Source organism: Cupriavidus sp. 10L43_2 (assembly GCF_056395265.1).
The window spans coordinates 388,392-410,539 of sequence record NZ_JBFTJE010000004.1; the positions used below are offsets into that span (position 1 = coordinate 388,392).

19 protein-coding genes and 1 rRNA gene are annotated in these 22,148 nt (G+C 66.7%); 13 read left to right on the forward strand and 7 right to left on the reverse strand.

Annotated features, from left to right (window positions below):
- Nucleotides 1–4 precede the first annotated feature (4 nt).
- The gene (locus AC1DEL_RS08505) at nucleotides 5–1,627 is read right to left on the reverse strand and encodes an MFS transporter (RefSeq protein ID WP_477126405.1); all 1,623 of its coding nucleotides are present in this window, start codon (nucleotides 1,625–1,627) and stop codon (nucleotides 5–7) included.
- A gap of 120 nt (nucleotides 1,628–1,747) precedes the next feature.
- On the opposite strand from AC1DEL_RS08505, the gene AC1DEL_RS08510 reads away from it, so the two are divergent.
- Genes AC1DEL_RS08510 through rocF form a run of 6 tightly spaced genes read left to right on the forward strand, consistent with a single transcriptional unit; the run spans nucleotide 1,748 to nucleotide 6,512 of the window.
- Nucleotides 1,748–2,089, forward strand: coding sequence for an ArsR/SmtB family transcription factor (locus tag AC1DEL_RS08510; protein WP_092294437.1), 342 nt, complete (start codon nucleotides 1,748–1,750; stop codon nucleotides 2,087–2,089).
- A complete protein-coding gene (gene arsB, locus AC1DEL_RS08515; RefSeq protein ID WP_092294435.1) occupies nucleotides 2,086–3,162 on the forward strand; it encodes an ACR3 family arsenite efflux transporter in 1,077 nt (358 codons plus the stop codon). The genes AC1DEL_RS08510 and arsB overlap by 4 nt, the downstream gene beginning before the upstream one ends.
- Before the next feature lie 9 nt (nucleotides 3,163–3,171).
- Nucleotides 3,172–3,597 (forward strand): arsenate reductase (glutaredoxin), encoded by a 426-nt coding sequence (gene arsC / locus AC1DEL_RS08520; RefSeq protein ID WP_092294433.1) that lies wholly within the window; start codon nucleotides 3,172–3,174, stop codon nucleotides 3,595–3,597.
- Nucleotides 3,594–4,358, forward strand: coding sequence for an arsenical resistance protein ArsH (gene arsH / locus AC1DEL_RS08525; protein WP_092294431.1), 765 nt, complete (start codon nucleotides 3,594–3,596; stop codon nucleotides 4,356–4,358). Before arsC ends, arsH begins: the two co-directional genes overlap by 4 nt.
- Before the next feature lie 8 nt (nucleotides 4,359–4,366).
- Nucleotides 4,367–5,569, forward strand: coding sequence for an MFS transporter (locus tag AC1DEL_RS08530; protein ID WP_092294429.1), 1,203 nt, complete (start codon nucleotides 4,367–4,369; stop codon nucleotides 5,567–5,569).
- A 40-nt stretch (nucleotides 5,570–5,609) separates the two neighbouring features.
- A complete protein-coding gene (gene rocF / locus AC1DEL_RS08535; RefSeq protein WP_092294427.1) occupies nucleotides 5,610–6,512 on the forward strand; it encodes an arginase in 903 nt (300 codons plus the stop codon).
- A 52-nt stretch (nucleotides 6,513–6,564) separates the two neighbouring features.
- Here the strand turns inward: rocF and AC1DEL_RS08540 are convergent, their stop codons facing one another.
- The 5 genes from AC1DEL_RS08540 to AC1DEL_RS08560 all read right to left on the reverse strand — a co-directional run bounded on the left by AC1DEL_RS08540 (nucleotide 6,565) and on the right by AC1DEL_RS08560 (nucleotide 13,502).
- The gene (locus AC1DEL_RS08540) at nucleotides 6,565–8,004 is read right to left on the reverse strand and encodes an AdeC/AdeK/OprM family multidrug efflux complex outer membrane factor (protein WP_477126406.1); all 1,440 of its coding nucleotides are present in this window, start codon (nucleotides 8,002–8,004) and stop codon (nucleotides 6,565–6,567) included.
- Entirely contained in the window at nucleotides 8,001–11,147 is a 3,147-nt protein-coding gene (locus AC1DEL_RS08545) for an efflux RND transporter permease subunit (protein WP_092294423.1), read from the reverse strand. The genes AC1DEL_RS08540 and AC1DEL_RS08545 overlap by 4 nt, the downstream gene beginning before the upstream one ends.
- 26 nt (nucleotides 11,148–11,173) lie before the next feature.
- Nucleotides 11,174–12,349, reverse strand: a complete 1,176-nt coding sequence (locus AC1DEL_RS08550) for an efflux RND transporter periplasmic adaptor subunit (protein ID WP_143093889.1) — start codon at nucleotides 12,347–12,349, stop codon at nucleotides 11,174–11,176.
- A 332-nt stretch (nucleotides 12,350–12,681) separates the two neighbouring features.
- Nucleotides 12,682–13,014: a hypothetical protein gene (locus AC1DEL_RS08555; protein WP_441643795.1), complete on the reverse strand. Its 333-nt coding sequence runs from the start codon at nucleotides 13,012–13,014 to the stop codon at nucleotides 12,682–12,684.
- Nucleotides 13,015–13,097: 83 nt separating this feature from the next.
- On the reverse strand, nucleotides 13,098–13,502 hold the full coding sequence (locus AC1DEL_RS08560) for an endonuclease (RefSeq protein ID WP_477126407.1): 405 nt from the start codon (nucleotides 13,500–13,502) through the stop codon (nucleotides 13,098–13,100).
- Between the two features lie 378 nt (nucleotides 13,503–13,880).
- On the opposite strand from AC1DEL_RS08560, the gene AC1DEL_RS08565 reads away from it, so the two are divergent.
- From AC1DEL_RS08565 to AC1DEL_RS08595, 7 genes are all read left to right on the forward strand, one after another.
- Nucleotides 13,881–14,438: a sigma-70 family RNA polymerase sigma factor gene (locus AC1DEL_RS08565; protein WP_441593695.1), complete on the forward strand. Its 558-nt coding sequence runs from the start codon at nucleotides 13,881–13,883 to the stop codon at nucleotides 14,436–14,438.
- Between the two features lie 289 nt (nucleotides 14,439–14,727).
- A complete protein-coding gene (locus AC1DEL_RS08570; RefSeq protein ID WP_092294417.1) occupies nucleotides 14,728–16,137 on the forward strand; it encodes a lysine N(6)-hydroxylase/L-ornithine N(5)-oxygenase family protein in 1,410 nt (469 codons plus the stop codon).
- Nucleotides 16,138–16,140: 3 nt separating this feature from the next.
- Nucleotides 16,141–17,391: an MFS transporter gene (locus AC1DEL_RS08575; RefSeq protein ID WP_477105303.1), complete on the forward strand. Its 1,251-nt coding sequence runs from the start codon at nucleotides 16,141–16,143 to the stop codon at nucleotides 17,389–17,391.
- Nucleotides 17,381–18,004: a GNAT family N-acetyltransferase gene (locus AC1DEL_RS08580; protein WP_477126408.1), complete on the forward strand. Its 624-nt coding sequence runs from the start codon at nucleotides 17,381–17,383 to the stop codon at nucleotides 18,002–18,004. The genes AC1DEL_RS08575 and AC1DEL_RS08580 overlap by 11 nt, the downstream gene beginning before the upstream one ends.
- 19 nt (nucleotides 18,005–18,023) lie before the next feature.
- Nucleotides 18,024–19,862 carry an IucA/IucC family protein gene (locus AC1DEL_RS08585; protein WP_477126411.1) on the forward strand — a complete coding sequence of 613 codons (1,839 nt, stop codon included), beginning with the start codon at nucleotides 18,024–18,026 and terminating at the stop codon, nucleotides 19,860–19,862.
- Nucleotides 19,862–20,647: a siderophore ferric iron reductase gene (locus tag AC1DEL_RS08590; protein ID WP_477126409.1), complete on the forward strand. Its 786-nt coding sequence runs from the start codon at nucleotides 19,862–19,864 to the stop codon at nucleotides 20,645–20,647. Before AC1DEL_RS08585 ends, AC1DEL_RS08590 begins: the two co-directional genes overlap by 1 nt.
- 92 nt (nucleotides 20,648–20,739) lie before the next feature.
- A complete protein-coding gene (locus AC1DEL_RS08595) occupies nucleotides 20,740–21,993 on the forward strand; it encodes an aromatic ring-hydroxylating oxygenase subunit alpha (RefSeq protein WP_477126410.1) in 1,254 nt (417 codons plus the stop codon).
- Nucleotides 21,994–22,054: 61 nt separating this feature from the next.
- On the opposite strand, the gene rrf is transcribed toward AC1DEL_RS08595, so the two are convergent.
- Nucleotides 22,055–22,148, reverse strand: a 5S ribosomal RNA gene (gene rrf / locus AC1DEL_RS08600); the annotation flags it as partial.

Consider the following 22,148-nt stretch of genomic DNA (forward strand, 5'->3'; position numbering starts at 1 on the left):
GATCTCAGGCGGATCTGTCGGCTGCCATCGCGGGCTCCTGCACCCGCGTCAGCTTCACCGGCGGGACCCGGCGTACGCGCCAGAGCCCCACCAGGGCCGCAATCGCCGCCACGAGCAAGCCAAGATGGATGGCCCCGACGAGCGATTGGCGCGCCTGCTCGAGCAGCAGGGCTCCATTGTGCCCTGCCTCCTGAAGGTTGGTCAGCAATTCTGCTTGCGCGACCTTGTCGATCAGGATCTGGGGGTCGGTCATCCGCCCGGCCCAGTCCGACGCGCCGGCCGCCTGCAACGCACGCTCCACGCCTCCGGTATAGCTGCGCGTCACCATCGTGCCAACCAGCGCGGTGCCGACCATGCCGCCTACCATCCGCAACGATTGCAACATCGCTGTTGCAATGCCGAGGTGGGCGCGGCCGGCCGTCTGCTGGGCGAACACAGTCAGGTTCGGCAGCACGAAGCCGAGCCCGAGGCCGGCCAGCAGCATGGTCCCAAGCAGCACCATGTGATGCATGCCGCGCGTGGCCTGCGACAAACCGAGGCAGGCGAGCGCCAGCAGCGCAAATCCCGCATAAAGCATGCTGTTCGGCACCGGAATGCGCGTGATGATGCGGCCATTGAGAATGCTGCCGATGGTGATGCAGACCACCATCGGCGTCACCAGCAGTCCGGCCTCCTTCGGCGAATAACCAAACCCGCCCTGGAACAGCAGCGGCGCGTAGAGCAGCAGCGCGAACATCGCAAACCCGCCCAGCACGCCAAGCACGAACAGCGAGGCCAGCGCCGGATTGCGGAACATGTCGAGCGGCAGCAGGGGGTCCGCCGCGCGGTGCGACCACTGCCAGAGGCCGACGAACGACGCCACGGACAGCACGGCCAGGCCAATCGTCACGATGTCCAGCCCGCGCTCCGGCAGCCATTCCACCGAGAGCTGGAGGCAACCGAGCCCCGCCGCGATCAGCAGCGCGCCCAGCCAGTCCACGCGAATCGGCCCCTTGTGCGCCTGATGGCGCAGATGCGGCAGGTAGCGCCACGCGAACAGCAGGCCGAGCAGGCCCACCGGCACATTGATATAGAACACCGCGCGCCAGCCATACCATTCGGTCAGCACGCCACCCATGGACGGGCCGATGGCATTGGCGAGCCCGAATGCGGTGCTCATCATCACCTGCCAGCGCAGGCGCACGTGCGGGTCCGGGAACAGATCGGGAATACAGGCGAAGGCGGTGCCGACCAGCATGCCGCCGCCAATGCCCTGCAGGGCGCGCGCCGCCACGAGGAACGGCATGCTGGGCGCCATGCCGCACAGCACCGAGGCCACCAGGAAGACCACGATCGACACCAGCACGAAGGGCTTGCGGCCGTAGTAGTCGCCCAGCCGGCCGAAGATCGGCACGGTGACGACCGACGTCAGCAGGTAGGCCGTGGCGACCCAGGCGTAGTACTCGAAGCCCTGCAGTTCGGCGACCACCGTCGGCAGCGCGGTGGCCACCACGGTCTGGTCCAGCGCCACGAGCATCACCACGAAGGCGATGCCGATCATCGCCAGCAGCGATTCCCGGAACGGCAGGATTTGCCCGTTGCCGGACGTATGTGGAGCGCCCTGCCCTTCTTGCGACGCGGAAGTCATTCTATTGCCCGATCAATCGTTGTGCGGTCAATGATTATAGGTCGAAATTTCCTTAATTTGCAGGGCGGAACGTGGGAGAACTGCGTTGCTTCGATTCGATATTTCGACTACATTCGAATCATGGAATCTTCTCAAATCATCGAAGCGCTGGCCGCCCTCGCCCATGCCTCCCGGCTGGCGGTGTTCCGCGCGCTGGTCCAGGCCGGGCCGGAGGGCCTGCCCGCCGGGCAGATCGCCACGCTCCTGGATGTGCCGGCCTCGTCGCTTTCCTTCCATCTGAAGGAGCTGCACCGGGCCGGCCTCGCCAACAGCCGGCAGGCCGGACGGTCGGTCATCTACACCGCCCGCTACGAAACCATGAACGACCTGATCGGCTTCCTCACCGAGAACTGCTGCGGCGGCAATCCGTGCGGGCCGACGGCGGCTTGCGCCACCCCGCCGTTGCAGGGAGCCGAAGGATGAGCAGCCCGGACATTGCAGCGCCAGCCCGAGCCGCCTCCGCGCCCGCCATAGGATTCTTTGAACGTTATCTCACCGTCTGGGTGGCGTTGTGCATCGTGGTCGGCATCGCGCTCGGCCAGATGCTGCCCGGCGTGTTCCAGGCCATCGGGCGCATGGAGTACGCGCAGGTCAACCTGCCCGTGGGCGTGCTGATCTGGGTGATGATCATCCCGATGCTGCTGAAGATCGATTTCACGGCGCTGGGGCAGGTGAAATCGCACTGGCGCGGCATCGGCGTGACGCTGTTTATCAACTGGGCCGTCAAGCCGTTCTCGATGGCGCTGCTGGGCTGGCTGTTTGTGCGGCATTTATTCGCGCCGCTGCTGCCCGTCGATCAGCTGGACAGCTATGTGGCCGGCCTGATCCTGCTGGCGGCTGCGCCATGCACGGCGATGGTGTTCGTCTGGAGCCAGCTCTGCAAAGGCGATCCGTATTTCACGCTGTCGCAGGTGGCGCTGAACGACGGCATCATGATCGTGGCCTTCGCGCCGGTGGTAGCGCTGCTGCTCGGCCTGTCGTCGATCACGGTGCCGTGGGACACCCTGCTGACCTCGGTCGGCCTGTACATCGTGGTGCCGGTGGTCATCGCGCAGATCGCGCGAAAGCTGCTGCTGGCGCGCGGTGCGGCGCATTTCCAGCGCGTGCTCCGACACCTTGGCCCCTACTCTATTAGTGCGCTGCTGCTGACCCTGGTGCTGCTGTTCGCCTTCCAGGGCAAGGCGATCATCGACCAGCCGATGGTCATCGCGCTGCTGGCGGTGCCGATCCTGATCCAGGTCTTCTTCAATTCCGGTCTCGCCTACCTGCTCAATCGCCGGCTTGGCGTGGCGCACTGCGTGGCGGGGCCGTCCAGCCTGATCGGCGCGAGTAACTTCTTTGAATTGGCCGTGGCCACGGCGATCAGCCTGTTCGGCTTCCAGTCCGGCGCGGCGCTGGCTACGGTGGTCGGCGTGCTGATCGAGGTGCCGGTCATGCTGCTGGTCGTCCACATCGTCAACCGCTCGCAGCGGTGGTACGAGGCCAAGCTCCCCTGAGGAACCAAGATGATTGTCACGATTTATCACAATCCTGATTGCGGCACGTCCCGCAACACGCTGGCGATGATCCGCAATGCCGGGATCGAGCCGCAAGTCATCGAATATCTGCACACGCCGCCGTCGCGGGCGCAGTTGCAGGCCATGATCGGACAAGCCGGGCTGACCGTGCGCGAGGCGATTCGCGAAAAGGGCACGCCCTACGCCGCGCTGGGGCTGGCCGATCCGGCATTGACGGATGACCAGTTGCTTGACGCCATGCTCGCCCATCCCATCCTGATCAACCGCCCGTTCGTCGTGACCGACCTCGGCGTGCGGCTGTGCCGGCCGTCTGAACTTGTGCTCGATATCCTGCCGTCGCCGCAGCAAAGCCCGTTCACCAAGGAGGATGGCGAGGTGGTCATCGACGCGCAGGGCCGGAGGGTGGGTCCATGACGATTGCCTTGCCCAATGTCGTGCCGGCGCTGCTGGAGACGCCCGACGTCCAGAAGCTCGAGCCCACGCGGGTCAGCACCCATCCGCCCCGCATCCTGCTGCTCTATGGCTCGCTGCGCGAGACGTCCTACAGCCGGCTCCTGACGCTGGAAGCCGAACGCATCCTCCGCCACTTCGGCGCCGAGACGCGCGTGTTCGATCCGAGCGGCCTGCCGGTCACTGACAGCGTGCCCGCCGATCACCCCAAGGTGGTGGAACTGCGCGAGCTGTCCGCATGGTCGGAAGGCCAGGTCTGGTGCAGCCCCGAGCGCCACGGCACGCTGACCGCGGTGTTCAAGAACCAGATCGACTGGCTGCCGCTGGAAAGCGCCGGCATCCGCCCTACGCAGGGCCGCACGCTGGCGGTCATGCAGGTCTGCGGCGGATCGCAGTCGTTCAACGCCGTCAACGCGCTGCGCGTGCTGGGCCGCTGGATGCGCATGGTGACGATTCCCAACCAGTCCTCCGTGGCCAAGGCGTACCAGGAATTCGACGACGCCGGGCGCATGAAGCCGTCCGCCTACTACGACCGCGTGGTCGACGTCATGGAGGAGCTGTACAAGTTCACGCTGCTGATCCGGGACCGCTCCGACTACCTGACCGACCGCTACAGCGAGCGCAAGGACGCCGCGCCGGCCCGGGCGGCGGCGCTGGCGGCGGCGGCGATGGACCACGAGCGCCAAGCGGCTGCGGGCGACACCGACGAAGGCGAAGTCGAATAAGGCCAACCATGACCGACGTACCGAATGGCAGCCTCGTGGCACGGCTCGGGGCTGCACAGACGCTCGCCTGGGCATCCTCTTACTATCTAGTGGCCATGCTCGCGGTGCCGATGGCGCGCGACACCGGCGTGTCGGTGCCGACGGTCTTCGCGGCGTTCAGCGCCGCGCTGGTGGTCTCGGCGCTGCTCGGCCCCTACGCGGGCCGGCTGATCGACCGGCTGGGCGGACGGCCGGTGCTGATGGCCACCAGCCTCGTCTTCGCGGCCGGCCTGGCGGGGCTCGGCCTGGCCCGGGAAAGCGTGGGACTGTTCCTGGCGTGGCTCGTCATCGGGATCGGCATGGGCAGCGGGCTCTACGAAGCGGCGTTCGCCACGCTGGTGCGCCTGTACGGCACGCGCTCGCGCAATGCGATCACTGGCATCACGCTGATCGCCGGCTTTGCCAGCACCGTGGGATGGCCGCTGTCATCCTGGCTGGAGAGCCACTATGGCTGGCGCGTGGCCTGTCTGGTCTGGGCCGCCTTGCACCTGACGGTGGGCCTCGCGCTCAATGCGAGCCTGCCGCGCGCGGGGGCCGATCCGGCGCCCCCATCCACGGCACCCGCAGCCGGCAAACCGGCGGCGCCCGGACCGGCGTCGGGCGCGCCGGCCACCTGGGTACTGGCCTTCGTGTTCGCGGCGACGTGGTTCATCAGCACGGCCATGGCCGCGCACCTGCCGCGGCTGTTGCAGGCCGGCGGCGCCACGTTGGCGACGGCCGTGCTCGTCGGCGCGCTGATCGGGCCGTCGCAGGTTGGCGCCCGGCTGCTGGAGTTCGGATTGTTACGCAAGGTTCATCCGCTGCTGTCGGCACGGCTGGCGGCGGCCCTGCACCCGATCGGCGCGGCGGCCTTCATGGTCGCGGGCGCGCCGGCCGCCACGCTGTTCGGGGTGCTGCACGGCGCCGGCAACGGCATCCTGACCATCGCCAAGGGCACGCTGCCGCTCGTCATCTTCGGGCCGCAGGGGTATGGGCATCGGCAGGGTGTGCTGATGGTGCCGGCGCGCATCGCGCAGGCGCTGGCACCGTGGCTGTTCGGGCTCTGTATCGACGTCTGGGGTGCACAGGCGCTCTGGGTCTCGGGCGGGCTGGGGCTGGCGGCCAGCGCGGCCCTGTTCGCCATCCAGTCGGCGCCTATCCACCAGGGCGCGCCGGCCCCGGCGGCGGAATAGCGCCTAATATGGGGAGGAGCCGCAACTACCGGAGCCTCCCATGCATCCTGTCACGCTGATTGGCGCGCCCACCGATGTCGGTGCCAGCATTCGCGGTACGTCGATGGGGCCCGAGGCCCTGCGCGTGGCCGATATTGCCGGGGCGCTGGCGCGCAACGGACTGCAGGTGACCGACTTCGGCAACCTCAGCGGCCCGGGCAACCCCGGCCAGCTTCCCGTCGACGGCATGCGCCACCTGCAGGAAGTGCTGACGTGGAACCAGTTGGTGTTCGACACCGCCTATGCCTGCTTCGCCAGCGGCCAGATGCCGCTGCTGATGGGCGGCGACCACTGCCTGGCCATCGGCTCGATCAGCGCCGCCGCGCGCCACTGCCGCGAGACCGGCAAGCGACTGCTGGTGCTGTGGCTCGATGCCCACGCGGACGCCAACACCGGCAGCACCAGTCCCACGGGCAATATCCACGGCATGCCGGTGGCCTGCCTGTGCGGCGACGGTCCCGCGCCGCTGACCGCCCTGAGCGGCGTCACGCCGGCCATGTCGGCCCAGTCGATCCGCCAGGTGGGCATCCGCAGCGTGGATGCCGGGGAGAAGCTGCGCCTTCGCGAGCTGGGGCTGACGGTCTACGACATGCGTTATATCGACGAAAACGGCATGCGCCAGACGATGGAGCAGGCGCTCGCCGGCATCGACGCGAATACGCATCTGCATGTCAGCTTCGATGTGGATTTCCTGGATGCGCAGATCGCGCCGGGGGTGGGCACGCCGGTACGCGGCGGGCCGACGTATCGGGAGGCGCATCTGGCGCTGGAGATGATCGAGGATACCGGGGCGCTGGGGTCGCTCGATGTGCTGGAGCTGAACCCGGCCCGGGACGTCCACAACCAGACGGCCGAGCTGGTGGTGGACCTGCTGGAAAGCTTGTTCGGGAAGTCGACGCTGTAGCAGCGCTGGCTTGGGCTCCCCTCTCCCGCAAGCAGGAGAGGGGAGAACGTCTTCAGCCGCCCTTCGCCTGCGCCGTCACCTCGTTCCACCCACCGCCCAGCGCCTTGTACAGGTTGACCTCGCTGGTCAGCTGGTTGAGGCGCGAGTCGATCAGCACCTGTTGCTGCGCGAACAGCTGCCGCTGCGCGTCGAGCAGCGTCAGGTAGTTGTCTACCCCGGTGCGATAGCGGCCCTCGGCGAGCTGGAAGTAGTCCCGGCTCGCCTCGACGAGGCGCACCTGCGCCTCAAGCTGCTCCGTGTACGTGCCGCGCGCCGCCAGCCCGTCCGCCACTTCGCGGAAGGCCGACTGCACGGTCTGCTCGTACGTCGCCACGTTGATGTCCTTCTGGATCCGCGCGTAATCCAGGCTGGCGCTCAGGCTACCCGCCGTGAAGATCGGCAGGTTGATCTGCGGCGAGAACAGCCACGTGCCCGAACCCGCATCGAACAGCCCCGACAACTGGCGGCTCGCCGTGCCCGCCGAGGCGGTCAGCGAGATGCTCGGGAAGAACGCCGCGCGCGCCGCGCCGATATCGGCGTTGGCCGACAGCAGGCGGTGCTCGGCGGCGAGGATGTCCGGGCGGTTCTGGAGCAGGTCAGACGGCAAACCCGCCGGCACGTCCGCCACCAGCTTGCCATCGAGCGGCAGCCCTTCGGGCAGGTCCGCCGGCAGGCTCGCGCCGAGCAGCAGCGTCAGCGCATTGGTGTCCTGCGCCACCAGCCGCGTATAGCGGCTCAGCGAGGCCCGGGCGTTTTCCACCTGGGTCTGCGACTGGCGCAGGTCCAGCCGCGAGGAAATGCCTTCCTCGTAGCTGCGGCGCGTGAGGTTGTAGGTCCGCTCGTAGGTCACCAGCGTCTCGCGCGTCAGCTTCAGCTGCGCCTCGTCGGCGCGCAGCGTCAGGTAGGCGTTGGCGACGCTGGCCACCAGCGCGATATGCGTGCTGCGCTGGGCTTCGTCGCTGGCGAAATACTGCTCCAGCGCTGCCTGGCTCAGGCTGCGCAGCCGGCCGAACAGGTCGATTTCCCAAACGGTGGTGCCCAGCGACACGCCATACGAACTGCTGATGACCCGCTGGCCCGTGCTGGAGAGGTCGGCCGGCACGCGCTGCCGCGTGCCCTGCGCCGCCACGCCCACCTGCGGGAACAGGTCCGCGCGCTGGATGCGGTACTGCGCGCGGTACGCCTCCACGTTCAGGGCGGCCACGCGCAGGTTGCGGTTGTTCTGCAGCGCGACGTCGATCAGCCGCTGCAGGCGCGGATCGGCGAAGTAGTCGCGCCACCCCAGTTCCGCGGCCGGTGGCACCTGGCCGGCGCCGTTGGCGGCCGGGTAGGCTTCGCCCTGCGGATAGGCGGCTTCCACCGGCGCCGCCGGACGCTCGTAGGTCGGGATCAGGCTGCACCCCGCGAGCGCCGCGCTAGCGGCGACGGCCATGCTGATTAGCGTTTGTCTCATGCTTTGGCCTCCTTTTCGAGGGAGGAGGAATCGTGCTTCTCGCGGCGCTCCTTGAGCGCGTTCACCACCACGAAGAACAGCGGCACCCAGAAGATGGCCAGCACCGTGGCCGTGAGCATGCCGCCGATCACGCCGGTACCGATGGCGTGCTGGCTGCCCGAGCCGGCGCCTTGCGACACCGCCAGCGGGAACACGCCGAGAATGAACGCGAGCGAGGTCATGATGATCGGCCGCAGGCGCATCCGGCACGCCTCCACGGCCGCATCGACCAGGCTCTTGCCCTGCTCGTGCAGTTCCTTGGCGAATTCCACGATCAGGATCGCGTTCTTGGCGGACAGGCCGATGGTCGTCAGCAGGCCCACCTGGAAGAACACGTCGTTGGACAAGCCCCGGCCAATCGTCGCCAGCAGCGCGCCGACCACGCCGAGCGGCACCACCAGCATCACCGAGAACGGAATCGCCCAGCTTTCATACAGCGCGGCGAGGCACAGGAACACCACCAGCAGGGACAGCGCGTAGAGCGCCGGCGCCTGCGAGCCCGACAGCCGCTCTTCGTACGACAGGCCGGTCCACGAGTAGGCAATGCCCTGCGGCATCTGCTTCATGATGGCTTCCACCGCCGCCATGGCCTCGCCGGAGCTCTTGCCCGCCGCCGGTTCGCCCAGGATTTCCACCGCCGGCACGCCGTTGTAGCGCTGGAGCTTGGGCGAGCCATAGCCCCACTTGCCGGTGGCGAAGGTCGAGAACGCCACCATGTCGCCCTTGTCGTTACGCACGAACCACTTGTCCAGATCTTCCGGATTCATGCGCGCGTTGGGGCGGCCCTGCAGGTAGACGCGCTTCACGCGACCGCGGTCGATGAAGTCGTTCACGTAGCTGGAACCCCAGGCGATGGAGATGGTGCTGTTGATGTCCGCCAGCGACACGCCTTGCGCGCGGGCGCGCTCGTCGTCGATCTCCAGCTGGTACTGCGGCTCGTCGTTCAGCCCGTTCGGGCGCACGCGTTGCAGCGCCGGGTCCTTGGCGGCCAGCGACAGGAACTTGTTGCGGGCTTCCATCAGCGCGTCATGCCCCAGGCCGGCCTGGTCCTGCATGTAGAAGTCGAAGCCGGTAGCGTTGCCCAGCTCCTGCACGGCCGGCGGCGCAAAGGCGAAGGCCAGCGAGTCCCGGAAGGTGCTGAACTTGGCCTGGGCGCGCTTGGTGAGGTCGAACACGCTGGTGGCGTCACCCTCGCGCTCCTTGAACGGCTTGAGCAGGATGAACGCCAGGCCCGAACTCTGGCCGCGGCCGGCGAAGTTGAAGCCGTTCACGGTGAAGAGCGAGCTGACGATCTTGCCCTCGTCATTGAGCAGGTAGTTCCGCATCTGGTCGAGCACCGCCTGCGTGCGCTCCGCCGTGGCGCCGGCCGGGGTCTGCACCTGGGCGTAGAGCACGCCCTGGTCTTCTTCCGGCAGGAACGAGGTGGGGATGCGCGTGAACAGGAAGGCCATGCCCGCCACGATCAGCACGTAGATGATCAGGTAGGGCACGCGCCGCTTCAGGATGCCGACCACGCTGCGCTCATAGCGCTGCGTGGAGCGGATGAAGCTGCGGTTGAACCAGCCGAAGAAGCCCTTCTTGTGCTCGCCGTGGTCGCCCTTCTCGATCGGCTTGAGCATGGTCGCGCACAGTGCCGGGGTCAAGATCAGCGCCACCAGCACCGAGAGCACCATCGCCGAGACGATCGTGATCGAGAACTGGCGGTAGATCACGCCCGTGGAGCCGCCGAAGAACGCCATCGGCAGGAACACCGCCGACAGCACCAGCGCGATGCCGACCAGTGCGCCCTGGATCTGCCCCATCGACTTCCGGGCGGCCTCCTTCGGCCCCAGCCCCTCCTCGGACATCACCCGCTCGACGTTCTCCACCACCACGATGGCATCGTCCACCAGCAGGCCGATGGCGAGCACCATGCCGAACATCGTCAGGGTGTTGATCGAGTAGCCGAACGCCGCCAGCACGCCAAACGTGCCCAGCAGCACCACCGGCACGGCGATCGTCGGGATCAGCGTGGCGCGGAAGTTCTGCAGGAACAGATACATCACCAGGAACACGAGCACGATGGCTTCGAGCAGCGTCTTCACCACTTCGTGGATCGAATCGGCGATGACTGGCGTCGTGTCGTACGGGAACACCACCTGCATGCCCGCCGGGAACGACGGCTCGAGCTGGTTCAGCGTGGCGCGGATGGCCTTCACCGTATCCAGCGCGTTAGCGCCCGAGGCCAGCCGGATGGCGATACCCGAAGCCGGGCGGCCGTTGTACTGCGCGTTGATGTTGTAGTCCTGGCCGCCCAGGCCCACGTCGGCCACGTCCTTGAGGCGCACCTGCGAGCCGTCCGGATTGACCTTCAGCAGGATGTTGCCGAACTGCTCGGCGGTCTGGAGACGGGTCTTGCCGATCACCGACGCATTGAGCTGCTGCCCGCGCACGGCCGGCAGGCCGCCCAGCTGGCCGGAGGCCACCTGCACGTTCTGCGCCTTGATGGCAGTGCTCACGTCCAGCGGCGCCAGCTGGAAGCTGTTGAGCTTGGCCGGGTCCAGCCAGATGCGCATGGCGTACTGCGAGCCGAACACCTGGAAGTCACCCACGCCAGCGGTCCGCGAGATCGGATCCTGGAGGTTCGAGACGATGTAGTTCGACAGATCCTCCCGCGTCTGGCTGGGGTCGGTCGACACCAGGCCGACGATGACCAGGAAGTTCCGCACGGACTTGGTCACGCGAATACCCTGCTGCTGCACTTCCTGCGGCAGGAGCGGCGTGGCCAGGGCGAGCTTGTTCTGGACCTGTACCTGGGCGATGTCCGGGCTGGTGCCCTGCTCGAACGTCACGGTGATGGTCATGCTGCCGTCGGAGTTCGACTCCGACGAGATGTAGCGCAGCTTGTCCAGCCCGTTCATCTGCTGTTCGATGACCTGCACCACGGTGTCCTGCACGGTCTGCGCGGACGCACCCGGGTAGTTCACCGAAATGGCGATGGTCGGCGGGGCGATGGCCGGGTACTGGTTGATAGGCAGCGACCGGATGGCCAACCCCCCTGCCAGCATGATGACCAGCGCGATCACCCAGGCAAAGATCGGCCGGTCGATGAAGAAATTAGACATGGCGATTCCTCATGCGTCGGTCCCGGTCAGGACTTGGCCGCGCCGGGCGCGGAAGCGGCGGCCGGGGCCGAGGCGGCATTGGGGGCCGTAACGGCGGTGGCGGTGGCGCTGGCCTCGGTGGCCTTGACCTTGGCGCCGGGGCGCACGAACTGGAGGCCTTCCACGATGACGCGGTCGCCGGCTTTCAGGCCGTCCGTGACCAGCCATTTGTCGCCAATGGTCCGGTCGGTCTTCAGCACGCGCTGCTCGACTTCATTGTTGGCGTTCACCACCAGCGAGGTCGCCTGGCCCTTGAGGTCACGCGTGACGCCGCGCTGCGGCGCCAGGATGGCCGAGGTCTTCACGCCTTCGGCCAGCCGCGCGTGCACGAACATGCCCGGGAGCAGTTCGTGGCGCGGGTTCGGGAACACCGCGCGCAGCGTGACCGAGCCGGTGCTCGGGTCCACGGACACTTCGGAGAACTCCAGCCGGCCTGCTTCCTTATAGGTGCTGCCATCCTCGAGCATCAGCATCACCTTGGCAGCGTTGGCGCCGGCGGCCTGGAGCCGGCCGTCGGCCAGTTCGCGCCGCAGCCGCAGCAGCGTGGTGGACGGTTGCGTCACATCCACGTAGATCGGGTCCAGCTGCTGCACGGTGGTCAGCGCGGTGGCCTGGCCATTGGTGACCAGCGCCCCCTCGGTGACCACCGAGCGGCCGATGCGGCCCGAAATCGGGGACAGCACCTTGGTGTAGCGCAGGTTGATATGGGCGCGGTCCGCCGTCGACTGGGCCTGCAGGTAGGCAGCCTTGGCTTCGTCGTGCTGCTGCTTGCTGACCGCTTCCTCGCCCACCAGGCGCCCGTAGCGCTCCGCGAGCAGGCGCGACGACGCCAGCGTGGCATCGGCGCTCTTGGCCGTGGCTTCGTAGGTAGCCGGGTCGATCTGGTACAGCTGCTGGCCCTGCTTGACGTCGGAGCCTTCCACGAACAGCCGCTTCAGGATGATGCCGTCCACCTGCGGGCGGACTTCGGCGATCCGGAAGGCCGTGGTCCGGCCGGGCAGCGACGAGTCGAGTGTCACGGTCTCGTCCTTCAGCGTCACGACCTTTACTTCCGGCGTCTGGGCTGCGGGCGGCTTGTTTTCCTTGCCGCAGGCGGCAAGGACCGTGACGGCGATGGCCAGCATGCCCGGAATCAAAGCACGCCTGGCGCGCATTGCTTGCATAGCGATTTCCTCGAGGATGAAACGGAATGTTGTGGCCTGGCCCCGTAGACCAGGCGGGCGCCACGGCGCAGCGCGTGGACGCAAGTGGCGTGCCGGGTCGCCGGCACGAAATTCGGTCGTCGGGTTCAGCGGATTGTCGCCATGGGCCCCTGCTTTCGCCATTTGCTGGCCTGGAGGAAAACACAAGACCGGCCGCGCCGCGCGCGCGTGTCCGGCCGCAGGGGGTTCGTGGAACCGCCCTGCTCCCCGTATTCTGAAATGTCCTGCACGTTCCTTCGCTTGTCCGGTTCACCGTGCTTCGCGCCAGCCCGTGCGCCGATCTGAACGTCGCGCTACGTCTTGCCGGCCGCCACAATAATCGGTTTTCCCGATGCCTGCTGGCGGCGCATTGCCACGGTAATGTCTGCACCGCACGGCGGCACCCTTTGTATCAGGGTAAAGACAACCGTCTCCTCCAGGGAAGCCGTCGCCGTCGTGATGCAATGCAGCATTCGGCTAACAGGATTGCAACTAGTTCCATAGCCGAATGACGAGATGCGCGTCATCGTACCAGCTTGAAGAAGAATCTGGATGACAGGACTTGCCGTGTAATGCACTGAAATACACGGCGGGTGAGTACGGATAGCGGCTTTCAGTGAATTATGGCGCACTTTTGTGACGCTCACGCGTCCGACTGCGCCTTGCCGCCTCAAATAAGAAACGCCCCCGGAAAAACGGGGGCGTTTCTTATTTGAGGTCTGATCAACGATCAGGCGCCATCAAGATAGCGATTCCGCTCGCCGATGGGCCGGCCAAGATTCGGCGTTGTCCAGCGCATGTCGCCCTGATAGGCAGCGCTGCCATAGCTGCGATTGGTCGTGGTCGTCGCGCCCGGCACCAGATCGTACTTTTGCGAAGGCATCTGCATCTGCTGCTGTTGCTGCGGGGCCAGATCCTGTCGCGTCGGTTGCGCCGCGCCCTGCGAGTACGGGTCGAACTTGTCGCCCGTGCGCGCGCCGCTGGTCGAGGGGTCGACCGGCGTGGACGTGACACCGCCCTGCGTGTAGGGGTCACGCTGGCCCGGCGTCATCTGCGCGAGCGCCGACACCGACATCAGCGCCAGCGCCCCGGCGGCCAACACACTGCTGGCGCGCATCGTCTTCATGGTCTTCATGGCTTACCTCCACATGGCAAATCGTTTGCGGCGGGAGGAAATCACCACCGCTCCCTTCATGAGGTAGCGAAAGCCGTGCCGGTCCCGCACGTGCGGTGCCGGGCGCCCTGGGGGCCGCGTGCCGGCTAGGGAGCGCTCCGGAATTACAACCGATGGGTAAGGCCTGCACTGGCGTGCTGTCGGCATCGTGCGTGTAACAAGACGTATCTTCCTCGCATATCACGTCATTTAAGTCTGTGTTCAGCTTTCGTCCTCAGTGACCACTTGTGCGGCGCGGTCATTAATAAGAACGATTCGCATTTACTTTAGGATGGGCGCCTCGTTGAAAACGGTACATCCCCGCTGCGGGGAACGCATGGCCCTTCCCATGGAGTTCACATGACAGTGATCGACGATCGCACGCCCCCTGCCCGCGCTGACACGCCCCCTGCGCACGATCCATCCGGCACGGTTTTACACACCTTCATCGCCCAGCGGCGCAGCCTGCTCCACGTGGCCACCCGCATCCTGGGTTGCCCCTGCCTGGCCGAGGACGTATTGCACGACGCGTTTCTCAAGCTCTGCCAGGACCCCTGCCCCGAAGCCTTGCGCAGCGAGGCGAGTTACATCAGCCGGGTGGTGCGCAATCTCGCGCTGGATAGCTACCGGCGCCAACAATTGGAGAAGCGGCTATTCATCGGCGATGTGCCCGAGCAGGACGCACCGCTCGACACCAACTCGCCGGACTGCATCGCCATGGCGCATGAGCAAACCACCTGCCTGCGTGACGCGATGCGGCGCCTGCCATCACGCACCCGCGACGCGGTGGTGCAGTACTACTACGAGGACCAGACGCAGAAGCGCATCGCCGAGCGGCTGGGCATCTCGGCCACGATGGTGAACTTCATCCTCCAGGATGCGCGCAGCGCCCTCAGTGCGATGAATATCGCGCGCTGAGCGCACGGCTGCGCGATGACCGTCGCCCGCTGATCTCTACGGCCGCGCGGTGGATGCCGCGCGCCGCTCTCCTTCCGCTTGCCGATCTTCCACACGTGCACGCGCCATGCGTGCCTCGCGCGTGCCCAGGCACGCGTAGCACGGCTTCGATGACGCGAGCCCGCACAGCCCCGCATGTTTTAAGTGAATGACATGGCCGAACTAAACGAATTACGAGGCCATTCGTCTTGATGGGTATCCCCCTTCCACTGCGGAAGCCTTCCTGTTTCGCGATCCACCAGGGCTAAACATGAGCAATGAAGATCCTTATGACTTTATCGGCGTCGGACTGGGCCCGTTCAATCTCGGCCTCGCGTGCCTGGCCGATCCGCTGCCCGGCGTACGCAGCCTGTTCCTCGAGAAGAAGGAAGCGTTCGGCTGGCACACGGGCATGCTCGTGGACGGCACGACGTTGCAGAACCCGTTCCTGGCCGACCTCGTGTCGATGGCAGACCCCACCAGCCGCTTCAGCTATCTGAACTACTGCAAGCAGCAGGGCCGCATCTACAACTACTACATCCGCGAGAACTTCTATCTGACGCGGCAGGAGTACGACCGCTACTGCAAGTGGGCCGCCGGGCAGCTGCCCAACGTGCGCTATCGGCAGGACGTGCTCGACATCCGTCACGACCCGTCGCTGCCCGGCTACGTGGTGAGTGGCGTCGATACGCACACCGGAACGCCGTTCCGGCATCGCGCGCGGCGGCTTGTGCTCGGCATCGGCAGCACGCCGAACCTGCCCGCCTGCTGCGCGGGCGAGCACGCGCCGATCCACACCTCCGCCTACCTCGCCAACAAGCGCTGGCTCCAGCAGCGCCGCACCATCACTGTCATCGGCAGCGGGCAGAGCGGCGCCGAGGTCTACCACGACCTGCTCAAGGACTGCGACACCCACGGCTATACGCTGAACTGGGTGACCCGCTCGCCGCGCTTCTTCCAGATGGAGAACGCCAAGCTCACGCTGGAGTTGATCTCGCCGGCCTACAGCGACCACTTCTACGACCTGGGCGAATCCGTGAAGACGCGCGTGCTGGAGGACCAGCGCAGCATCTACAACGGCATCAACAAGACGCTGATCGACCAGATCTACGACACGCTCGACGAAAAGCGCCACCGCGCCGGGGCCCGCACGCAACTGCTGACCAACCTCGCGCTGGACGGCATGCACTTCGACCCCGCCGCGCGCCAGTACGAGATGACGTTCCGCCACATGGATCTGGGCGAGGCCTACCGCCACGTGGCCGACGGCGTGGTCATGGCGACCGGCTACACGCATCGCGTGCCGGCCTTTATCGACGGCATTCGCGAGCGCATCCGCTGGGATGCGGGCGGCCGCTACCAGCAGGCGCGCAACTTCGCGGTAGACGTGCATGGCGACGAGATCTTCGTGCAGAACGCCGGTTTCCACAGCCACGGCCTGACCAACCCGGACCTGGGCATGGCCTGCCATCGCAATGCACGGCTGCTGCACGCGCTGACCGGCGTGGACCACTATCGCGCCGAGGCGCGCACCACGTTCCAGGACTTCGCCCCGCGCGCCAACAGCGGCTTCGAGCGAATCGAGGCGACGGAAGCTTCGGCAACCGTGCCGGCCCCCGGCAACGGCACGCCCATGCCGGCCCAGCCAGCGCTGGCGCAGCTGATCACGGTGGCGGGATAGACCATGAGCCTGCGACTCACCATCGTCATCATGTCCGCGTTCGGCGTCATCAGCGACGCCATCCTGATCGCGTTCTACCCGCAGTTCTTCGAAGTGCGCTACGGCATCACCAGCCCGGTGCACGTGGGCGCCTACATCGCCGCCATCTCCATCGCCGTGATGTGCACGCTGCCGCTCTGGGCGCGCGTGGCGCGGCGCGTGGAAACCATGCACCTGCTGGTCTACACCCAGCTCGTAGCCGGCACCTTCGGCGCCCTGAGCGCCTGGGCGGAGACGGTCACCGCCTTCTGGGTGCTGACCATGCTGATGTTCATGACCAAGAGCAGCTACCTGCTGATGTTTCCGTACCTGATGCGGCTGGAGAAGGCCGAGACGCACGGCGCCACCATCGGCCTGCTCTCGGTGGTGGTGCATATCGGCGGCATCTTCGGGGCGATGGCGGGCGGGATGGCGCTCCAGCAGTTCGGCCCGCGCACCTGCCTGTGGATGATGGCCGCTGGCGACTTCGTGCAGATGGCGTTGTGCATCTACCTGATCCGGACCGGCCGGGTGGTGCGCGTGCTGGGCACCGATGCGCCGCCGCCGGCGGCAGGCAGTGCCGCCAGCACGGCGCGGCGCGGCACGCTGGGGCTGATCCTGCGCCTGAGCCTGCTGATGCTGCTGTTCGACTTCAGCGCCTACCTCGTCCGCCCGTTCTTCTCGGTGTACTGGGAGCAGATCTCCGGCATGCACAACCAGATGCTGACGGGGCTGGTGTTCGCGATTCCGGGCGTGGTCGCACTGGTGGCGCTGATCGCCAACAAGCGGGCCACGCGGGACGGCCGCAAGCTGCTCGACCATACGCTCGGCAACCTGCTGCTAGGTACTGTGGGGCTGCTGTTGCAGGCGGCGCCGTCCCCGGCGCTGGTGCTGATCGGACGCTGCCTGTACGGGTGGTCGATGTTCCAGGTCATCGTGAAGCTGGAGGTGACGCTGTTCAAGGTCAGCACGCCGGACGCCTACGCCAAGGACTTCAGCATCGCCAACTTCTTCCAGAACCTGGGGGTGCTGCTGTCGTCGTTCGGCGCCGGGCTGATCGTGAGCCGCTTCGGCATCGAGGTCACCTTCGTGCTGGCCGCCGCCGGCATGCTGCTGACCGCCGCGCTGGACCGCTGGACCTTTGGGGTGGATCGTCGCCACGCGGCGCCAGCCGCGCAGCCTCAGACCGATGCCGCGGGTACCGCCGGACTTGCTGGAGCGCCCCATGCAAGCTGACCGCTGGGACATCACCCGTGGAGGCGCCGAGCCGATTCCCGCCGCGTTGCGCCCGTCGCTCCACCCGGCCATGACGATCCGGGCGCTGTCGCTCGACCACGACATCGGCCTGCTCCATCGCTGGTTCACCATGGACTACGCGCGCTTCTGGAACATGCAGGACCTGACGCTCGACGAGACGCGCCGCTTCTACACGGATCTGCTCGCGAGCGGCCATGGCGGCGCCTACATGGGCCTCTGCGAGGGGGCGCCGGCGTTCCTGATCGAATGCTACGACCCCGCGCACGAGCCCGTCGGCACGCACTTCGCGCCGCGCGCCAGTGACATCGGCATGCATTTCTTCGTCGGGCCGCCGGCCGCACCGGTGCGCCACTTCACGCGCGACGTGCTGCGCCACGTCATGGCGCACACGTTCTACACACTGGGCGCCCAGCGCGTGGTGGTGGAGCCCGATGCGCGCAACGACAAGGTCCATGCCCTGAACCGCGCCGTGGGCTTCGCCTACGACCGCCAGATCACCCTGCCGCAGAAGACCGCCTGGCTGGCCTTCTGCACCCGCCCCGATTTCGAACGATCCATCCGAGGAGATTTCACCGATGAACGCCCCGCTTGACGCCACCATCCACGCCACGTTGCAAGCCCAGACCACGCGCGAGCCGCGCCATGTGGTCAGCCACCTCGAACCGGCCGTCTGGGCCAAAGTGAACCGCCTGCTCGTGCGCAAGGCCATCGCCGAATACGCGCACGAGGTAGTCATCACGCCGGCGGCGCAAGGCGCGGCCGATGCGGACGGCTGGACCGGCTACCGCATCGACGCCGACACGCCCAACTGCCACTACACCTTCGACGGCCAGCCGATGGCCCTGCGCCACTGGCGCATCGACCCGGCCAGCATCGAGCGCGTGCTCGACGGCGCCAGCGTGCCGCTGGACGCGTTGACCTTCATCAACGACTTCAAGCACACGCTCGGCATTCCCGCCGACAAGCTGCCGGTCTACCTCGACGAGATCAGCAGCACGCTGTTCGGCGCGGCCTACAAGCACAACCCGCAGGCGCCGAGCGCAGAGGCCCTGCTCGACGCGGATTTCCAGACCTACGAGTGGGCGATGATCGAAGGCCACCCGGGCTTCGTGGCGAACAACGGCCGGCTCGGCTTCGATGCCGAGGACTACCGCGCCTTCGCCCCGGAGACCGGCTCGCGCTTCGCCGTGATCTGGCTGGCCGTGCATCGTGACAACGCCCACTTCGCCAGCATTCCCGGGCTGGACTACGAGGCCCACATGGCGAGCGAACTGGGCGAAGCGCGCCTGGCCGCGTTCCGCCAGGCGCTGGCGCAGGCCGATGTAGCGCCAGAGGACTACCTCTACATGCCGGCCCACCCGTGGCAGTGGTTCAACAAGCTCAGCATCGCGTTTGCCGCCGATGTAGCCAATCGCAAGATCATCCCGCTCGGCTACAGCGACGACCTGTACACCGCCCAGCAGTCGGTGCGCACGTACTTCAACGCCTCCCAGCCGGACAAGTGCTATGTGAAGACCTCGCTGTCGGTGCTGAACATGGGCTTCATGCGCGGGCTGTCGCCGTACTACATGGCCGGCACGCCCGCCATCAACGCCTTCCTGGACGGGCTGATCAACGACGATGCCACGCTGCGCGGCTACGGTTTCAGCATCCTGCGCGAGGTGGCGTCGGTCGGCTATCGCAACCGCTACTACGAGGCTGCGCTCGAGACGGACAGCCCCTACAAGAAGATGCTGTCGGCGCTCTGGCGCGAAAGCCCGCTCGGCAAGCTGCGCGAGGGTGAACGGCTGATGACGATGGCCGCGCTGCTCCACACCGACCCGCAGGGCGACGCCCTGCTGCCGGCGCTGATCCGCCGCTCGGGGCTCTCCGCGCGGACGTGGCTGCGCCAGTACCTGCGCGCCTACCTCGAACCGCTGATGCACTGCTTCTATGCGCACGACCTCGTGTTCATGCCGCATTGCGAGAACCTGATCCTGGTGCTGGAGGGGCATACCGTCGCGCGGGTGTTCATGAAGGACATCGCCGAGGAGTCGGCCATCCTGAACAAGGACGCGGTGCTGCCGGAAGGCATCCAGCGGCTCGCCGTGGACGTGCCCGAGGACTACAAGCTGCTCGGCATCTTCATCGACGTGTTCGACGGCGTGTTCCGGCACATGGCCCAGATCCTCGTGGAGGGCGGCAGCTGTTCCGAGGACGACTTCTGGCAGGTGGTGGCGGACAGCGCGCACGACTACCAGGCGGCGCATCCCGAGTTGCAGCACAAGTTCGCGCGCTACGACTTCTTCGCGCCGGATTTCCTGCATTCGTGCCTGAACCGGCTGCAGCTCAAGAACAACCTGCAGATGGTGAACCTGGCGGATCCGGCGTCGAGCCTGACCATGGCGGGGTCGCTGCCCAACCCCGTGGCCGGCCGCGCCCGCTCCGCCAACGTCAAGGCGGCCGCCTGATGCTCGCGCCCGCGCCGGACCGACTCCAAACGCTGCTGGCCACGGCCGCACGCGTGGTGCCGGGACTTGACGGCACCATCGGCACGATCGACGGAATCGACGGAATCGACGATGGCGGCGGCCGGGGCGGGCGCGCGTGGAGTGAGGCGCGCGCAGAGGACATCGCACCGATGGTGCGGCACCTCGGCGCGCATGTCCCCGAAGCCGGGGCGCACTATTGGTCACTTCGCGCTTGGGGATTGCATATCTGGCAACCGGTGTATCTCGGCATAGTCGGCGTGCATTGCTGTGCGTGCGCGCCGGATCTGTCGGCATTGTCCCAGCGCACCGAGGCGGGCGGCATCCACGGTTTCCGCATCGCGCCGCATACGCCGCGGCTGGGCGCGGAGGATGACGGGCTGCGGGGCGTCGCCCGCCAGATCGCCGAAGGCTGGACTCGGCTGCACGCGCAATGGCGTGACGTCGGCCCGCTGCCGGTCAAGGCGGCCGGCCGACTGCTGGCCGATTGCGTCCTCGGCGCCTTACTGTGCGTGCAGCGCGAGCGAACCGATTGGGACGCGCCGCGCATGCATGCGCTGGGACAACGCTGGCTCGAGGCCATCGGCCTGGGCGGCGAATGCGGTTTCCTCGCCTACCGCGATGGCAGCGGCGCCGAACGGCTCGCCCTCGCCCGCAAGGGTTGCTGCCTCCACTACCGCCGCACCGACGGCGAGATGTGCGCCACCTGTCCGCGCCAACGCGTACCCGAGCGCCTGGCACGACTCGCTGCCCGCGACGGGCCCTAGCCCGCCCGCGTCCCCTCTCTCACTTTTTTCTGATTTTTCCTCGTATGCGTCCGCCATGCGCGGCGGCGCTCATCCGTGCAAGGAGAACACCCATGTCCGATCTGAGTCAGTCCTCCCATTTCGAAGCGGAGGCCCTGCAGTTATCGGTTTCAAGTTATTGCGATGAAGACGTCTTTGCAATGGAGATGGAACGCATCTTCCCGCGCAGCTCCAGCTATATCGGCCACGACCGCATGGTGCCCGACCCGGGAGACTGGCGCGCGCTGGGCCATGAGGACAACGCACGCGTCCTGGTGCGCACCGACCATGGCGTGGAATTGATCTCGAATGTCTGCCGGCATCGGCAGGCGCTCATGCTCGGCCAATACGGACCCGGCGGACCCGGCGGACCCGGCGGACCCGGCGGACCCGGCGCGACAGCCGGCACCGGCCAGGGCAACCTGCGCGAGCGCGGCGGCAACATCGTCTGCCCGCTCCACGGCTGGACCTACGACAGCAGCGGCCAGTTGATCGGCGCACCGCAATTTCCTGAAAAACCGTGCCGGAACCTGGAGCGCTTTCCGCTCCAGAACGTGAATGGCTTCCTGTTCGAGGGCCCGCGCAACGCCGCGCAAGACCTGCGCGGCCTGTTCGACCGGCCCGAACTGGATTTTGGCGACTACGTGCTCGACCACGTGGAAATGCACCGTTGCGACTGCAACTGGAAGACCTTCGTCGAAATCTACAACGACGACTATCACATCGGCCCCTTCCACCCGGGACTGGGCCGCTACGTGCATAGCGAGGGACTGAGCTGGGAATATGGAGACTGGTACAGCGTGCAGCGGATCGACGTGCATCCAACGCTGGAGATCGCAGGCACCGACACGTACCGTACCTGGCATGAGCGACTGCTCGCTTACGGCGATGGCCGGGTACCTGACTTCGGTGCGATCTGGGCGACCTATTATCCGACCCATATGATCGAGGTCTTCCCGTACGCGTTGGTGTTATCGACGCTATATCCGAAGGGTGTCCACGAGACGATGAACGTCATCGAGTTCTATTACCCGGAGGAGCTGGCCGCGTTCGACCGCGAACTGGTGGAGGCGCACCGCGCCGCCTATATGGAAACGGCGATCGAGGACGACGAGATTGCCGAGCGCGTAGACGCCGGCCGGCGCGCGCTATATCGACAAGGAAAGACAGATGCGGGTCCGTACCAGACCCCGCTGGAAGATGGCATGCGCCATTTCCACGGCTGGTATCGGAAGCTGATGGATACGCCGGTCGCGGCACCGATGCCGGTACGCGATCCGGAAGCCACGGCGCGACAGACCATTCCGATCGCACGTGCAGTGTGCTGAATCGGAAGCCCACAAAGCAAAACCCCCAGCCTTTATGGGGCTGGGGGTTCTGGGTATAAGAGCCTGGCGATGACCTACTTTCACACGGGTAGTCCGCACTATCATCGGCGCAAAGTCGTTTCACGGTCCTGTTCGGGATGGGAAGGGGTGGTTCC

Coding starts and splice junctions, on each gene's coding strand:
- AC1DEL_RS08505 (WP_477126405.1), bottom strand. CDS start 1,627: ATGACTTCCGCGTCGCAAGAAGGGCAGGGCGCTCCACATACGTCCGGC.
- AC1DEL_RS08510 (WP_092294437.1), top strand. CDS start 1,748: ATGGAATCTTCTCAAATCATCGAAGCGCTGGCCGCCCTCGCCCATGCC.
- arsB (WP_092294435.1), top strand. CDS start 2,086: ATGAGCAGCCCGGACATTGCAGCGCCAGCCCGAGCCGCCTCCGCGCCC.
- arsC (WP_092294433.1), top strand. CDS start 3,172: ATGATTGTCACGATTTATCACAATCCTGATTGCGGCACGTCCCGCAAC.
- arsH (WP_092294431.1), top strand. CDS start 3,594: ATGACGATTGCCTTGCCCAATGTCGTGCCGGCGCTGCTGGAGACGCCC.
- AC1DEL_RS08530 (WP_092294429.1), top strand. CDS start 4,367: ATGACCGACGTACCGAATGGCAGCCTCGTGGCACGGCTCGGGGCTGCA.
- rocF (WP_092294427.1), top strand. CDS start 5,610: ATGCATCCTGTCACGCTGATTGGCGCGCCCACCGATGTCGGTGCCAGC.
- AC1DEL_RS08540 (WP_477126406.1), bottom strand. CDS start 8,004: ATGAGACAAACGCTAATCAGCATGGCCGTCGCCGCTAGCGCGGCGCTC.
- AC1DEL_RS08545 (WP_092294423.1), bottom strand. CDS start 11,147: ATGTCTAATTTCTTCATCGACCGGCCGATCTTTGCCTGGGTGATCGCG.
- AC1DEL_RS08550 (WP_143093889.1), bottom strand. CDS start 12,349: ATGCAAGCAATGCGCGCCAGGCGTGCTTTGATTCCGGGCATGCTGGCC.
- AC1DEL_RS08560 (WP_477126407.1), bottom strand. CDS start 13,502: ATGAAGACCATGAAGACGATGCGCGCCAGCAGTGTGTTGGCCGCCGGG.
- AC1DEL_RS08565 (WP_441593695.1), top strand. CDS start 13,881: ATGACAGTGATCGACGATCGCACGCCCCCTGCCCGCGCTGACACGCCC.
- AC1DEL_RS08570 (WP_092294417.1), top strand. CDS start 14,728: ATGAGCAATGAAGATCCTTATGACTTTATCGGCGTCGGACTGGGCCCG.
- AC1DEL_RS08575 (WP_477105303.1), top strand. CDS start 16,141: ATGAGCCTGCGACTCACCATCGTCATCATGTCCGCGTTCGGCGTCATC.
- AC1DEL_RS08580 (WP_477126408.1), top strand. CDS start 17,381: ATGCAAGCTGACCGCTGGGACATCACCCGTGGAGGCGCCGAGCCGATT.
- AC1DEL_RS08590 (WP_477126409.1), top strand. CDS start 19,862: ATGCTCGCGCCCGCGCCGGACCGACTCCAAACGCTGCTGGCCACGGCC.
- AC1DEL_RS08595 (WP_477126410.1), top strand. CDS start 20,740: ATGTCCGATCTGAGTCAGTCCTCCCATTTCGAAGCGGAGGCCCTGCAG.